The organism is Paraburkholderia caffeinilytica (assembly GCF_046030355.1).
In the GTDB taxonomy this organism is placed as follows: Bacteria; Pseudomonadota; Gammaproteobacteria; order Burkholderiales; family Burkholderiaceae; genus Paraburkholderia; species Paraburkholderia caffeinilytica_B.
The window spans coordinates 50829-65932 of record NZ_JAQQCQ010000001.1 but is presented as its reverse complement, the minus strand read 5'-3'; the positions used below and the strand labels follow the sequence as shown (position 1 = coordinate 65932).

14 protein-coding genes are annotated in these 15104 nt (G+C 61.9%); 4 read left to right on the top strand and 10 right to left on the bottom strand.

From position 1 onward, the window contains the following. Nucleotides 1–103: 103 nt before the first annotated feature. Nucleotides 104–1414, top strand: coding sequence for an ATP-binding protein (locus tag PQQ95_RS00275; protein ID WP_408433523.1), 1311 nt, complete (start codon nucleotides 104–106; stop codon nucleotides 1412–1414). After that, nucleotides 1411–1953: a response regulator transcription factor gene (locus PQQ95_RS00270; protein ID WP_028197735.1), complete on the top strand. Its 543-nt coding sequence runs from the start codon at nucleotides 1411–1413 to the stop codon at nucleotides 1951–1953. Before PQQ95_RS00275 ends, PQQ95_RS00270 begins: the two co-directional genes overlap by 4 nt. Before the next feature lie 173 nt (nucleotides 1954–2126). Here the strand turns inward: PQQ95_RS00270 and hslU are convergent, their stop codons facing one another. From hslU to PQQ95_RS00225, 9 genes are all read right to left on the bottom strand, one after another. Continuing rightward, entirely contained in the window at nucleotides 2127–3473 is a 1347-nt protein-coding gene (gene hslU / locus PQQ95_RS00265) for an ATP-dependent protease ATPase subunit HslU (RefSeq protein WP_408433520.1), read from the bottom strand. Between the two features lie 9 nt (nucleotides 3474–3482). After that, complete coding sequence (gene hslV / locus PQQ95_RS00260) at nucleotides 3483–4019, bottom strand: ATP-dependent protease subunit HslV (protein ID WP_028197737.1); 537 nt, start codon at nucleotides 4017–4019, stop codon at nucleotides 3483–3485. Between the two features lie 316 nt (nucleotides 4020–4335). Next, nucleotides 4336–4755: an RNA polymerase-binding protein DksA gene (dksA, locus tag PQQ95_RS00255; RefSeq protein WP_012431412.1), complete on the bottom strand. Its 420-nt coding sequence runs from the start codon at nucleotides 4753–4755 to the stop codon at nucleotides 4336–4338. A gap of 672 nt (nucleotides 4756–5427) precedes the next feature. After that, entirely contained in the window at nucleotides 5428–6522 is a 1095-nt protein-coding gene (locus PQQ95_RS00250) for a CobW family GTP-binding protein (RefSeq protein WP_408433517.1), read from the bottom strand. A 224-nt stretch (nucleotides 6523–6746) separates the two neighbouring features. Continuing rightward, nucleotides 6747–7949: a class I SAM-dependent rRNA methyltransferase gene (locus tag PQQ95_RS00245; protein ID WP_408433514.1), complete on the bottom strand. Its 1203-nt coding sequence runs from the start codon at nucleotides 7947–7949 to the stop codon at nucleotides 6747–6749. A gap of 107 nt (nucleotides 7950–8056) precedes the next feature. After that, the gene (gene xerC, locus PQQ95_RS00240; RefSeq protein WP_408433512.1) at nucleotides 8057–8980 is read right to left on the bottom strand and encodes a tyrosine recombinase XerC; all 924 of its coding nucleotides are present in this window, start codon (nucleotides 8978–8980) and stop codon (nucleotides 8057–8059) included. 25 nt (nucleotides 8981–9005) lie between these two features. Then, nucleotides 9006–9725: a DUF484 family protein gene (locus PQQ95_RS00235; RefSeq protein ID WP_408433509.1), complete on the bottom strand. Its 720-nt coding sequence runs from the start codon at nucleotides 9723–9725 to the stop codon at nucleotides 9006–9008. A gap of 200 nt (nucleotides 9726–9925) precedes the next feature. After that, on the bottom strand, nucleotides 9926–10789 hold the full coding sequence (gene dapF, locus PQQ95_RS00230) for a diaminopimelate epimerase (protein WP_408433506.1): 864 nt from the start codon (nucleotides 10787–10789) through the stop codon (nucleotides 9926–9928). 82 nt (nucleotides 10790–10871) lie between these two features. Next, nucleotides 10872–11756 (bottom strand): lipid A biosynthesis lauroyl acyltransferase, encoded by an 885-nt coding sequence (locus PQQ95_RS00225; protein WP_408433503.1) that lies wholly within the window; start codon nucleotides 11754–11756, stop codon nucleotides 10872–10874. A gap of 278 nt (nucleotides 11757–12034) precedes the next feature. Between PQQ95_RS00225 and metK the strand changes: the two genes are divergently transcribed. Further along, the gene (metK, locus tag PQQ95_RS00220) at nucleotides 12035–13225 is read left to right on the top strand and encodes a methionine adenosyltransferase (protein ID WP_408433500.1); all 1191 of its coding nucleotides are present in this window, start codon (nucleotides 12035–12037) and stop codon (nucleotides 13223–13225) included. A 226-nt stretch (nucleotides 13226–13451) separates the two neighbouring features. On the opposite strand, the gene PQQ95_RS00215 is transcribed toward metK, so the two are convergent. After that, a complete protein-coding gene (locus PQQ95_RS00215; protein WP_408433497.1) occupies nucleotides 13452–13826 on the bottom strand; it encodes a hypothetical protein in 375 nt (124 codons plus the stop codon). Nucleotides 13827–14288: 462 nt separating this feature from the next. Between PQQ95_RS00215 and PQQ95_RS00210 the strand changes: the two genes are divergently transcribed. Next, nucleotides 14289–15050: a phytanoyl-CoA dioxygenase family protein gene (locus PQQ95_RS00210; protein WP_408433494.1), complete on the top strand. Its 762-nt coding sequence runs from the start codon at nucleotides 14289–14291 to the stop codon at nucleotides 15048–15050. Nucleotides 15051–15104: the final 54 nt, after the last annotated feature.

Sequence of the window (15104 nt, the reverse complement as noted above, 5' to 3'; positions counted from 1 at the left end):
CGATGTCGGGCAACCGGCTCGCGCAACGTTGTCGCAAAATTCCATGTTACTGACGCAAGGCCGTGAGGTAAGTCAGACTAGTCCGAACAGTTAAACTAAAGTCATGCATCGTATAACCAATACCGGCCGGGTCAACCTCGGTCATCTGTTCTGGCTGCGCAGCCTCGCCATCATTGGCCAACTGATGACGATTGCGTTCGTGCAGATTTTCTTCGGCGTGCATCTGCCGTTGCCAGCCATGTTGCTCGTGATCGCGCTCGAAGTGATCTTCAACGGACTCACGTGGTGGCGCGTCTCGCAACAGCGGCCCGAGTCCAATCTCGAACTGTTCGGCCAGATCTGGGTCGATCTGGGTGCTTTGTCGGCGCTGCTGTTCCTCTCCGGCGGCACCACCAACCCATTCGTTTCGTTGTACCTGCCCTCGCTCGCGATTGCTGCAGCCGTATTGCCATGGCATCTGATGGCATGGCTTGCCGCGTTTGCCGTGGCCTGCTATGCCGTGCTCGGTTTCGATTCAGTGCCGCTGAATCTCGATAATCCGGCGAACCTTTTCGACTACTTTCGCGCCGGCATGTGGGTGAACTTCATGGTCAGCGTCGGCCTGATTGCATGGTTCGTCGCACGCATGTCACGTGCTCTGCGACTACGTGACGCAGCGCTCGCAGAGGCGCAGCAGCGCTTGCTTCAGGACGAACGCGCCGTCGCGCTCGGCGTGCAGGCTGCCACTGTCGCGCACGAAATCGGCACGCCGCTGTCTACAATTGCAATGTTGTCCGAAGAATTGCGCGACGCCGCGCGAACCGACAAAGGGCTCGCGCCATACAGCGCCGATCTGGAGTTGCTCGAACAGCAAATGGCGCTGTGTACATCGGCGCTTGCGCGACTGCGCAGCCGGGCATCGACAATGACCAACCGGCAAACGGTCAGCGAATGGCTCGAGTCGTTTTGTGAGCAATGGCGCTTGCGTCATCCGCATGTGAAATTCGAGCGGATCGACGCGCCGCCTGAGGGCGTCAGTCTGGACGATACGGTTGCCGTCAGTCAGATCCTGACGATTCTGCTCGACAACGCCGCGCGGGCGAGTCGCGATCACGTCACGCTGTCGTGCACGCTCACTGCTCGCGGCGACCAGGTCGCATTCGAAGTATGCGACGCAGGCCCGGGTATCCCGGCCGCGTTGCGCGGGTCGCTCGGCACGATGCCGGTCGACAGTACGCAGGGTGGACACGGCGTGGGCCTGTATCTGGCATTTTCGGCGGCGGCACGTCTGAAGGGATCGATCGAGTTGGCCGACGTCAGCGAGATCAAGCCGCGTGGCACGCGCGCAGTGTTGAGACTGCCGCTTGCGGCGCGCAAATTATCAGGTGCGGGCCGTCAAGGCACTACGCCATCCAATACGGAGAAACAGGCATGAGCGATATGAATTTTCTGGTGATCGACGACGATGAGGTGTTCTCCGGCATCCTCGCCCGTGGTTTGACGCGGCGCGGTTATACAGTGGCCGAAGCGCACAACGCGGATGAGGCGATCAAGTTGGCGAACCAGCAGAAGTTCAGCCAGATCACGGTAGATCTGCATCTGGGCAACGACTCCGGTCTTACGCTCGTCGCCCCCCTGCGTGATTTGCAGCCTGATGCGCGCATGCTGGTGTTGACCGGTTATGCCAGCATCGCGACTGCGGTGCAGGCAGTTAAAGACGGTGCGGATAACTATCTGGCCAAGCCCGCCAACGTGGAGACGATCTTGTCGGCGCTGCAAAGCGAAGCGAGCGCGCTGCAAGCGGAAGAGGCGATTGAGCATCCCACGCCGCTGTCGGTTGCGCGCCTGGAGTGGGAGCATATCCAACGTGTGCTCGCGGAGCATGGCGGTAATATTTCGGCGACCGCGCGCGCGTTGAACATGCATCGTCGAACACTGCAGCGGAAGTTGGCGAAGCGGCCGGTCAAGCAGTAAGCGCCGGAGGCCGGCTCGCCTTTGCGGGACGGAAAACAAAACGGGCTGTCTTTCACAAGACAGCCCGTTTTTTACGCGTCACACATGATCGGCTGTGTGTGGCGCGCAGCTTTAACACGCGGCGTCAGTATCGACATCGACGCCAGCATCAGCCACCGAGGTCTACATCAGCCTTACAGCACGTAGCGCGACAGATCCTCGTCTTCCGCCACTTCGTTCAGCGCGCGATCCACATACGCAGCGTCGATCTGCACCGTCTTGCCCGAGTGGTTACCAGCTGCGAACGAGACATCTTCGAGCAGTTTTTCGATCACCGTGTACAGGCGGCGTGCGCCGATATTTTCGGTCTTCTCGTTGACCGAATACGCGATTTCGGCCATACGGCGAATACCGTCGTCGGCGAATTCGAGGTGCACGTCTTCGGTGGCCAGCAATGCCTGGTATTGCTTGACGAGGCTCGCGTCCGTCGACACCAGGATCGATTCGAAATCGCCCACCGACAGCGAATCCAGTTCGACACGAATCGGGAAGCGGCCTTGCAGTTCCGGAATCAGATCGCTCGGCTTGGCCAGATGAAACGCGCCACTCGCGATAAACAGAATGTGGTCTGTCTTCACCATGCCGTACTTGGTGTTGATCGTGGTGCCTTCGACGAGCGGCAGCAGATCGCGCTGCACGCCCTGACGCGACACTTCACCACCGCCCGCTTCATTGCGCGACGCGATCTTGTCGATTTCGTCCAGGAACACGATACCGTTCTGCTCGACGTTCTGCACCGCCTTGGTTTTCACCTCTTCGTCGTTGAGCATCTTGCTGGCTTCTTCGTCGGTGAGGACCTTTAGCGCTTCCTTCACCTTCAGCTTGCGGCGCGTTTTCTTGCCCCCGCCGATGTTCGCGAACATCGAACGGATCTGCTCGGTCATGTCTTCCATGCCCGGCGGCCCCATGATGTCCATGCCCACTTGCGGCTGTTCGACGTCGAGTTCGATTTCCTTGTCGTCGAGCAGACCTTCGCGCAGACGCTTGCGGAAGGTCTGGCGCGTGGTGCTGCCTTCGTCCGCCGTATCCGCTGCGCTCGAACTCGCGCCGAAACCAACTGGGCGCGCGCTCGGCAACAGGATGTCGAGGATACGGTCTTCGGCCTGATCTTCAGCTTTGGTCCGCACCTTGCGCATTTCCGTCTCGCGCGTCTGCTTGACCGAGATTTCGATCAGGTCGCGTACGATGCTGTCGACGTCGCGGCCGACGTAACCGACTTCGGTGAATTTGGTGGCTTCGATCTTGATGAACGGTGCGTCGGCCAGTTTCGCCAGACGCCGCGCGATTTCGGTTTTACCGACGCCGGTCGGTCCGATCATCAGAATGTTCTTCGGCGTGATTTCCTGGCGCAGCGGATCTTCAACCTGCTGACGGCGCCAGCGGTTGCGCAGCGCCACGGCAACCGCTTTCTTCGCGCGGCCTTGGCCGATGATGTGCTTGTCGAGTTCCGAGACGATCTCGGCAGGGGTCATGGTGCTCATCGTGGGTCCTTACTCGATCGTCTCGATGACGCGGTTATGGTTCGTATAGATGCACATGTCGCCGGCAATCTCCAGAGACTTCTCCACGATCTCGCGCGGCGACAGCTCGGTGTTGTCGACGAGTGCCTTCGCAGCAGCTTGCGCATAAGCGCCGCCCGAACCGATCGCGCAAATACCGCCTTCCGGATCGAGCACGTCGCCGTTACCGGTAATGACGAGGGTGGTGGTGGCGTCCGCGGCGATCAGCATGGCTTCGAGGCGGCGCAGCATGCGGTCGGTGCGCCAGTCTTTGGCGAGTTCGACGGCGGCGCGGGTCAGATTGCCCTGATGTTTTTCCAGCTTCGCTTCGAAGCGGTCGAGCAGCGAGAAGGCGTCGGCCGTGCCGCCGGCGAAGCCGACCATCACCTTGCCGTTGTAGATGCGCCGGACTTTTTTCGCGCCGCCTTTCATGACGATGTTGCCCAGCGTCACCTGGCCGTCGCCGCCAAGCGCGACCTTGTCGCCGCGGCGCACGGAAACGATCGTCGTGCCGTGAAATTGCTCCATATGCGTTCCTCTTTGCAAAACGGGTAGGACGCGGCGGCACAAGGTAATGCACCACCGCATGAATCCTGGAAGCGGACGGCGCGCAGGGCTGAAACGATCAACCGGCCGGCGCGCGCTCGTGCAACGCATGTCCGACTTATTTTAGGGCGTGCGCGGTCATATCAAGAGCCGGCAAACGGCATAAGACAAAAACACGGGATTCGGAGCGGAGGACTGTGCGGAAGGGCGCACAAAAGAAAAAAGGCGCACAGATCACCGTGCGCCTCTCGACGAAGCCGCTTAAAAGGGCGCGGAGCCGAAGCCGCGCCGCAGGCGTTCAATCGCCGAACAGCTTCTGGCGCAGTTCGCGGCGTTCCTGCGCTTCGAGCGACAGGGTTGCCGTGGGCCGGGCGAGCAGACGCGGAATGCCGATCGGCTCACCGGTTTCTTCGCACCAGCCGTAATCGCCCGAATCGATGCGTGCGATCGATTGCTGCACTTTCTTCAGCAGCTTGCGCTCGCGGTCGCGCGTGCGCAGTTCCAGCGCATGCTCTTCCTCGATCGTTGCGCGGTCGGCCGGGTCCGGCACGATTACAGTTTCGCGCAGGTTTTCGGTCGTTTGGCCGGCATTGCGGAGAATGTCCGCCTGCAGCTGTTCGAGCTTGTTCTTGAAGAAAGCGAGCTGATCCTCATTCATGTAATCCTTGTCGCTCATCTTCAGGATTTCGGCTTCAGTCAAGAGTCGTTTCGTCGTCATCTGGCTTGCTTCTTCAATGTGAGGCAAAACTCTTACATAGTGCCCGCACTTTCGTATTGCCCGCAAAGGCGCACGGGGACGCTGATCGCTGGGCGGGCACGGACGATGGACTGTCGGTGACGCCGAAGCGCCTTGCGCCCACGCGCCGGGCGTCGCTACGCCAATGCGGGGCCGAACTCCTCTGGAAACTGTTTCTCAAATGCTCCTGAGGCATTGCTTGCCGGCAGCGCGCTTTTCGAGCTGTGCCAGCCGGCATTGTCGGCGTGATTTCCGGATAAGATTTTCCGGCGCCGTTTCAGGCCCGGCGCGGAATACGCGCTGACCGGGCAATTCGTTGTCATTCTCCAGTGGGCACGTATTGTAACTGAATCACAATCCAGCACCGCAACTGGTGAAAATCCCCGGCGGCGCACTGATATCCCGAAAATATAACGCGCACACGGTCAAAAAGCGATGGTCGTGCACGCTTTAATACAGCAGGGTTTTCACGTGTTTTTCACACAGCCGACATTTCAGCAGGCTTTCGGGGCGCTTCTGCTTCCCGCATTCTGCAGACAATTGCCGCCGGTGCCCCCTTGGACACATGCTCGTGATTAGCGCGCTCCAGCATTCCTCGTGCCGCGCCGTTTGCCCGGCACGGCACGAGCCGGCATTTGCGACGATCTGTGACGCTTACGCCAGACAGGCGTCCAGACCGTCGGTGATCAGGTCCTGCGGCAGTTCGATACCAATGAACACCATCTTGTTGGTTTTCTTCTCGATCGGCTGCCACTTCGCGGCCAGATCGCTGCCCATCATCTGGTGCACGCCCTGGAATACGACCTTCCGGTCGACGCCCTTCATATACAGCACGCCCTTATAGCGCAGCAGGCGCTCGCCGTAGATCTGCAGAATGCCGCCGAGGAAGTCCTCGAGCTTGTTCGGGTCGAACGGACGGTCACTGCGGTAGACGAACGATTTGATCTTGTCGTCATGGTGCGCGTGATGGTGATGCGCGTGGTCGTGGCCTTCGTGGTCGCACTTGCCGTGGTCGTGATCGCAGTTTTCGTGATCGTGATCGGCATGGGTGTGGCCGTGCTCGTCATGCGCGTGAGCATGGCTGTGCGCATGTTCGTCTTCAGCGAGGAAATCCGGGTCGATTTCGAGCTTCGAATTGAGGTTGAAGCCGCGCAGGTCGAAGATTTCCTTGATGTCCGCCTCGCCGAAGTTGACGAGCTTGATCGCCGCCCGCGGGTTCATGTGCAGCAGGCGATGGCGCAGATCGTCCACGTGCTTTTCGTCGACCGTGTCGGACTTGGTGATGAACAGGCGATCAGCGAAGCCGACCTGGCGTTGCACTACTTCATGCTCGTCCAGTTGATGGTTGGCGTGCTTCGCGTCGACCAGCGTGATGATCGCGTCGAGCAGGAATTCGTTGGCAATCTGGTCGTCCATGAAGAACGTCTGCGCGACCGGGCCGGGATTGGCGAGACCGGTGGTTTCGATCACGACACGGTCGAAATCCAGTTCGCCGGACTGCTTCTTCGCCGCCAGATCGCCCAGCACGCGTGAGAGGTCGCCACGGATCGTGCAGCAGATGCAGCCGTTGCTCATCTGGATGATCTGCTCGCTCGTGTCCTGCACGAGGATTTCGTTGTCGATGTTTTCTTCGCCGAACTCGTTCTCGATCACGGCGATCTTCATACCGTGCTTTTCGTTCAGGATGCGCTTGAGCAGGGTGGTTTTGCCGCTGCCGAGAAAGCCGGTCAGGATGGTGACGGGAATCATGTTGGTCGCCTTTACGTGAGTCTGTGCGTAATCGAATCTAAATCGCGAATCAAAAGCGCGAATCTGCTGCGAATGTGTCTGCAAATCCGGTTTGCCGGGTGCGGCAGCCTGACGGCGCGGGGCCCGATCTAGCCGGATATTGAAACATATCTGTCAAGCCGGCGCTGGCGGCGGGGGCGAACCCCTCCGCGGCACGCGGGAAATAGCCCCGAAGTTATGGGCGATCAGGCAATTTGCAACAGCAGGCCTTTCAGATATTCGCCTTCCGGGAAGGCGGTGAGCAACGGATGGTCGACCCCGGCGCCGAGGCGCTTGAGAATTCGCGCATCGACGCGCGCATCGGCCGCCGCGCCGGACACGATCTTCTGGAACAGTTCGGAGTCGATCGCACCGGAGCACGAATAGGTAAACAGCAGGCCGCCCGGGCGCAGCAGCTTCAGGCCGGTCAGGTTGATGTCCTTATAGGCGCGCGAGGCGCGGTCCACGTGTTCACGCGACGGCGCGAATTTCGGCGGATCGAGCACGATCAGGTCGAAGCGTTCGCCTTCCTCGTACAGGCGGCGCAAGGTTTTGAACGCGTCGGCGTCGAGCCAGGTGGCGCGCTCGGCGTCGAAGCCGTTGGCTGCCACATTGTGTTGCGCGATCGCGAGCGCGTCGCCCGACGAATCGATCGACACCACACGCTTCGCCCCGCCTTTCAATGCCGCCAGCGAAAAGCCGCCGGTGTAGCAGAAGCAGTTCAGTACCTCGCGATTTTTTGCCAGTTCCTGCACCAGCAGGCGGTTATCGCGCTGGTCGACGTAGAAGCCGGTTTTGTGGCCGTTGCGCACGTCGACGTGATAGCGCACGCCATTTTCGCTCGCGATCAGCGCTTCCGACGGCGCTTCGCCTGCCAGCACGCCGGTGATCTGCTCGAGCCCTTCTTTCTGGCGAATCGACACGTCCGAACGTTCGTAGACGTTCGGGCAGCCGGTCGCGTCGGTCAGCGCGGCGACGATCGCCTCCTTCCAGGCTTCGACCCCGGTTGCCATGAACTGGCACACCAGCTGGCTGCGCTGGCCTTCGTCCTCCGCGACGTAGTGATCGACGATCAGGCCTGGCAAGCCGTCCGCTTCGCCGAAAATCAGCCGCACGGCGCCGGTGTTGTGCACCATCGTTTGACGATGCGTGAGCGCGCGCTGTACGCGGCGCTTGAAGAACGCATGATCGATCGGCTCGGTTTCGTCGAAGCTCCACACGCGGGCGCGAATCTGCGAATGCGGGCTGTAGGCCGCGCGGGCGAGGAAGCGGCCGTCGTGCGCGCGCACCAGCACCGTTGCGCCGGGAGCGGGATTGCCGTCGACGCGATCGATCGCGTTGGCATAAACCCATGGGTGACGGCGCAGCAGCGATTTTTCTTTCGACGGTTTGAGCGTAACGGTATTCATCAAAGTGTCTGCAGGAACAGTAGGCCGCGCGGATAAAGCGCACGGCGGATGAAGCAAAGGTGGAGACCGCAAGCCGCAAAAAGCAAAACAAACAGCAAAGAGCGGAATCAGTCGCGTTTTTTGGCGCGTGGATGCGCCTGATCGTAGACGTGCGCGAGATGCTGGAAATCGAGCGCGGTGTAGACCTGCGTGGCGGTAATGCTGGCGTGCCCGAGCAGTTCCTGCACGGCCCGCAGATCGCCGCTCGACTGCAGCACGTGCGTGGCGAACGAATGCCGCAGCACGTGCGGATGCACATTGGCGGGAATGCCGGCCACCAGCGCCGCGCGTTTCACCCGGTCACGCACGACATTCGGCGACAGCCGATTGCCACGCGCCGAGAGAAACAGCGGGTGCGGATCGTGTCTGACCATCTGATCCCGCACCGCGAGCCACGCGTTCAAGGCGTCGAGCGCCTTGCTGCCGACCGGCACGATGCGGCGCCGGTTGCCCTTGCCGAGCACCTCGACTTCGGCGGAATCGAGCTTGAGCCAGCCTGCGGAGCGGTAGCCATCGGCATCGGCAAAACGGGCGTCGAGACCGACCAGCTCAGACAGACGCAGGCCCGACGAGTAGAACAGTTCGAGCATCGCGTGATCGCGCAGGCCTTCGGGCGTCGCGGCGGGCGGGCTTTCCATCAGGCGCGTGGCGTCGTCGACGGAAAGCGCTTTCGGCAGTGCTTTGGCCTGTTTCGGCGCGCGCACGGTGGCGACCGGGTTGGCCGGCAGATCGACGCGGCCCGCGAGCCAACGGTAAAACGCCCGCCAGGACGACAGCCGATGGCTGATCGAGCGCGCCGTCAGGCCGCCGGCATGCGCCCGCGAAACCGCGCCGCGAATATCGACCGCGGTGAGGCTTTCGAGCGGCCGGCCCTTGGCCAGCAACCTGAGTTCCTCGAGTTCGTGGGTGTAGCCGCGCAGCGTATGCGCCGACAGCCGCCGCTCATGTTCGAGATTCGACAGGTAAGCGGCGATCGGGTCGGCGTCGGTCACGATGGCCTTGAGCGGGATCGGCGGCTCAGCGCGGCAGCAGACGGCTCAACGCCGCGCTCGCCAACGCGCCGATCTGCGTCAGGAAATCGGTCGCCATGCCGTCGTGGAAGCGGCGTGCGTCCGCCGAACCCATCACCAGCAGGCCGAAAGTGGGCGCTTCTTCCTTGCCTTCGGGGTCGCGCAGCGCGAGCAGCGCGATCGATTCCGTGGCGTGCGCGGACTCGCCCGTCCCGCCGGCGGCCCCGTCGTCGCTCACCGCCGATACGGCCGGCACCAGCCACTGCGCCGCTTCGAAGCCGGTGTTCGCGCCACAGTACGGCGTGGTGAGGCTATTCGCGAAGATTCGCACTTCCTCGCCGACATGGCGCGCGAATTCAGCCTGTGCGTAGGGCTCGGAGACGTCCCACACGCGCAGCGCGGCTTGCGGCACGTCGAAAATATCGCGCAAACCGCTGGAAATCGTGCGCGGCAGCGCGTACGGATCGCGCTCGGCCATCACGCGGATGGTCCAGCGATTGAATTTCGACGCGATGCTGTCGTTTTCGTGGCCGTAGCGCAGCAGCTCGGCCAGACGCCGTTCGAGGTGCTTGTTCTTGTCGCGCAGCATTTCCATCTGCCGTTCCTGCAGCGACACCGCGGCTTTGCCGTGCGGGTTCGCAAGCCGGATCGTCGCGAGCATTTCCGCGTGTTCGGCGAAGAATTCGGGGTTGGCGAGCAGATATTCGGCGACTTCGCGATCGTTCATGGTTTCGGCTAAAGGACTACGGGACGACGCCTTCGGGCGGCGCATCGGTCATGCGTTCTGGGCCGGTGGGAGAGCCGCCGGGTCCGGCGCTTTATCGGCCTCCGCATCGGCCTCTTCGTTGGCCTCCGTTCGAGGCCATGTGTCGGGTGCTTCCTGAGCCGATCGCTCGGCCGTTGAATCGGGTGGTGCGCTGGCGCGGGTCAATCGGCCAGTTCGATCTCGCCTTCGAAGACGGTTGCCGCGGGGCCGGCCATCAACAGCGGCGAGCCGTCTTGCGTACTGTCCCACGTGATGGTCAGCTTGCCGCCGTGCGTGTGTACGAGCACCGGCGCATCCAGCAGCCCACGGCGAATGCCGGCGGCGACTGCCGCGCACGCGCCCGTGCCGCACGCCAGCGTTTCGCCGGCGCCGCGTTCGTAGACACGCAGCTTGATTTCGCTACGGCCGACGATCTGCATGAAGCCCGCGTTCACTCGCTGCGGGAAACGTGCATGCCGCTCGATCACCGGACCTTCGACGAGAACCGGAAAATCTTCGACATCGTCGACCACTTGCACGGCGTGCGGATTGCCCATGGACACCACCGAAATCCAGCGCGTCACGCCGTTCACGTCGAGCGGCCAGAGCGTATCCGTGCCTTCGCGGCGGCCTTCGAGGCCTTTGGTGGCGAACGGTACGCGCTCCGGTTCGAACACGGGGGCGCCCATGTCGACCAGCACTTCGCCGTTTTCCTGCATGGTCAGCAGGATGACGCCGTTCTGCACTTGCACGCGCACGCTGCGCTTGTCGGTGAGGCCGCTGTCGCGCACGAATTTGACGAAGCAGCGCGCGCCGTTGCCACAGTGCTCGACCTCGCCGCCGTCGCAATTGAAGATGCGATATCTGAAATCGACGCCGTCCACGGTGGGTTTCTCGACCAGCAGCAACTGGTCGGCGCCCACGCCGAAATGCCGGTCCGCGAGCGCGCGCACCTGCGCCGGCGTCAGGTTGACCGGTTGGGTGTAGCCGTCGAGCACGACGAAGTCGTTACCCGCGCCGTGCATTTTGGTGAATTTCAGTTTCATCACGCTATTGTAAGTGACGCGCCTGCAGGTGGGCCGAACGCGACATTATTTCCGCTCTCCAGCGTTTTTTCGAAGCCGGCTCTCAATACACACTCGGCTCGCCCGGCGGCCGGGTCTTGAAGCGCTTGTGCACCCAGTAGTACTGCTCGGGGATCAACGGAATCTGCTCTTCGAGGAAGGCGTTCATGCGGCGCGCGTCGGCTTCGTCGTCGCCAGTGGGGTAGTTGTCCCACGGCTTGAAGACTTTCAGCCGGTAGCCCTTGTAGTTCGGCAGCACTTCGCCAATGAACGGCACCACTTGCGCATGGCCGACCCCGGCGAGCCGCCCGACAGCCGTCAGCGTGCACGTTGGTATGCCGAAGAACGGCACGAACGTCGAGTTGCGCATGCCGTAGTCCATGTCGGCGCCGAGCATGACGGGCTTGCGGTCGCGCAACCAGCGCAGCACGATGCGCGCGCTGTCGGCGCGGCTTGCCATGTCCGCGCCGAAGCGGCCGCGCGCGGCGATCGCCACGTCGTCGAGCACCTTGTTGGACATCGGCTGGTAAAGCGCGCCGCACTGCCGGTTCAGCGCGTGATTGATGAACACGGAGCCCGCTTCGATGCCGACGAAATGCGCGCCGAGCAACAGGGTAGGAGGCATGTCCGGGTCGCTCAGATCGATCTCGCTATCCACCTGCACGAGCTTTTCCAGCTTCTTTGCGGACCCGAACCACTGGACGCTGCGCTCGACATAGCTGCGGATCGCGTGGCGGAAGTGTTTCTGCGCGATTTCTTCGCGATGCTCGGCGCTCCACTCCGGGAAGCACAAGCTCAGATTGATGTGGACGATGCGCTTGCGATTGCTGGGGATCTGATAGAGCAGCCAGCCCAGTCCGTCACCGAGTCGCGCAACGAAACCGTATGGCAGCAATGCCAGAAATTTCAGCAGTCCAATGGCCAGGTGGGCACCAAGACGACTCAGCATGCCGCCCCTCCGTGTAGGGCGTCGAGCGACGCTTTGCTCAAGAAACCTGAAGACGGGTCGAAATACACCACGGGTGATCACTCTGTGACAATCAAAGGAAGTCGCTATAATAAGGGCTTCGCCGAGTTAATAGACAACTTGCGGGGCGAAGCTGGCGGGTGCGATCCATGGGATAGGCCCTCTGCCGGTAAGGTAATCCGCTAAAGCGTCGCCGCTTCAAGGCTCCCGAAGCTGGCTACGTGAAACTCAACCGTAACCACAAAACAGGAGTCTGCAACGTGGCAAACGATTATCTCTTCACTTCCGAATCTGTGTCCGAAGGCCATCCCGACAAAGTCGCGGATCAGATTTCGGACGCCATCCTCGACGCCATCCTGACCCAGGACAAGTATTCGCGTGTTGCAGCCGAAACGCTGTGCAACACGGGTCTCGTCGTGCTGGCCGGTGAAATCACCACCACCGCGAACGTCGATTACATCCAGGTCGCGCGCAACACGATCAAGCGCATCGGCTACGACAATACCGATTACGGTATCGACTACCGCGGCTGCGCGGTGCTGGTGGCGTACGACAAGCAATCGCCGGACATCGCTCAAGGCGTGGACCGCGCGCACGACAACAACCTCGATCAAGGCGCCGGCGACCAGGGCCTGATGTTCGGTTACGCGTGCGAAGAAACCCCGGAACTGATGCCGTTGCCGATCCACCTGTCGCACCGTCTGGTGGAGCGTCAGGCGAATCTGCGCCGCGACGGCCGTCTGCCCTGGCTGCGCCCGGATGCGAAGTCGCAAGTCACCGTGCGTTATGTCGACGGCAAGCCGCATGCAATCGACACGGTCGTGCTCTCCACCCAGCATTCGCCGGATATCGATCTGGCTACGCTGCGCGAAGCCGTGATCGAAGAAGTCATCAAGCCGACGCTACCGGCTGACCTGATCAAGGGCGACATCAAGTTCCTGGTGAACCCGACCGGCCGGTTCGTGATCGGCGGCCCGCAAGGCGATTGCGGTCTGACGGGCCGCAAGATCATCGTCGACACGTACGGCGGCGCGGCGCCGCACGGCGGTGGCGCGTTCTCGGGCAAGGATCCGTCGAAGGTCGACCGTTCGGCGGCTTATGCCGGCCGTTATGTCGCGAAGAACATCGTGGCGGCTGGCTTGGCGTCGCGCTGCCTGATTCAGGTTTCGTACGCAATTGGCGTTGCCCAGCCGACTTCGGTCATGGTCAACACGTTCGGCACGGGCCGCGTGTCGGATGCGACGATCACGAAGCTGGTGCTGGAGCATTTCGACCTGCGTCCGAAGGGCATCATCCAGATGCTCGACCTGCTGCGCCCGATCTATGAGAAGAGCGCGGCCTACGGGCACTTCGGCCGCGAAGAGCCGGAATTCACGTGGGAAGCTACGGACAAGGCACTGATACTCGCAGAGGCGGCCGGCACTGAACCGGTCGCTGCGCTGGCCGAATAAGCGCACGCAGTCCGCTTCAGCAAAAAACCCCGCCGGCGCAAGCCGTGCGGGTTTTTTTTATGGTCTTCGTCGGAGGCGCGCGCTGTACCGTGAGGCGATAGCAGCATTGACACCCTTGCGGCATGCACGCTTTACAGCTTGACCGAGGGCGTGGCGCCCGCTGTTCAAGGCTGGCGCGCGGTGCCACGACGCTGAACGGCTCGTTAGCCGTTCAGCCGCGATTCATTTACCGGCTAGCAAACGCGAAGGCGAACGCAAACCAGCCGGTGCTGCCGCTCGTCGACATCCGGCGCGGGCGACGGCTCGTGTTTTGAGGCGTGGCGACCGGCGCATTACGTGTTGCGGTGAGGCGCAGCGGCGTCGGTTTGCGCAGCAGCGTCCGCAGCGAAAAACGACGCGCGCTGCCTTGCAGACGCAGCGCGGAGAAGAAGGTATGGAACCAGGTGCGAATGCCGTCGACCGCTTTGGCTTCGCGCCATTGTTCGCCTAATGCGCGAGTGCGGGTGGCATGGTGACGCAGCGCGCGCACGACGTGACGGCGCGTCGGCCGCGCTGCTTTCAGTGCGGCGCGGGTAAGACGGGTGCTCAGAAGAGTATGCATGGCTTCACAAGTAGGCAGCGTGTCGCGCGACGGAGGGTGCGCCAGAATGAGCACCAAATGTGCCAACGGCGGTGTCGCGATGGACGGCGCGAAAGCCCGGAATTCGACGGGAAAGAACACGGAGGGCGGCGGAATCGGCCCTGGTGGCCTGTGCGCGCCGCAAAAGTGCGGGAAGAGCGATCAACATGTGTTCAGCGTACACGCGATTCATGACGTCAGAAAGTCGGTTTTTACCCTGCGAATACGGGTTTTTACGGGGGCAGTACGATGTGCGTGCTCGCGGGGTCGCGCCCTTTGCGGTCGATTTTCGTGCGTGCTTGCCCTGACAGCGTGCCGTGTCACCAGCCGTTTCGCGTGAAAGTAGTGCGTAAGGCCCTGGCCTCTCGAAAGGCGAAACAGCGCACAGTCCGATCGCGCCCGTTTTACAATCGAGCATCGGTCAGTCGAAAGTAACGGAACACCATGTCACTTCACTCGAAGAAAGAACAGATTCAAACGTTGCGGGAGCAAGGATTTGTCGTTGTGCCGGGATTGGTTTCTCCTGAGCGTTGCGCTGAACTGAAGCAGATTGCAGAGCGCCAGCTGCAGGAAGCGGCGGCGCCGATCGAGTTCGAAGCAGATCTGCGGTATCCGGGCGCACCGGAATCCAAACATGCGCCGGGCGGCCATACGGTTCGCCGCCTGCTGGATGCGTACGGGCGCCATCCGCAGTTTGCGCAATGGGCGACCGCGCCGGAAATTCGCGGCTGGATGGAGTTGTACTTCGGCGAGGAGCCGCGCTTATCGCGAGCGCATCACAATTGCATGATGACCAAGCACCCTGCTTATGGCAGTTTGACCGGCTGGCATCGTGACGTGAGGTATTGGTCGTTCGAACGCGACGACCTGGTGTCCGTGTGGCTCGCTGTCGGGTCGGAAACGGTCGACAACGGCGCGTTGTGGCTGGTGCCGAAGTCGCACAGCGCGGCCTTCACGTCCGACCGATTCGACGAGGCGAAGTTTTTCCGCTCCGACCTGGAAGAGAATCAGGCATTGATTCGCACCGCGGTTTCGCCCGAGCTTAAGGCGGGAGACGTGGTGTTCTTCCATTGCAACACGCTGCATTCGGCGGGCAAGAATCTCAGCGACCAGGTGAAATTTTCTTTGGTGTTCACTTATCACGGGGCAAGCAATGTGCCCCTGCCGGGATCCCGCTCGGCGGCCAAGCCGGAAATTGCCTTCTAGTTTTTTTGCCTCATGCGGCGCGGATGTCCCTTGATTCCGCGCCGTGCAAAACAC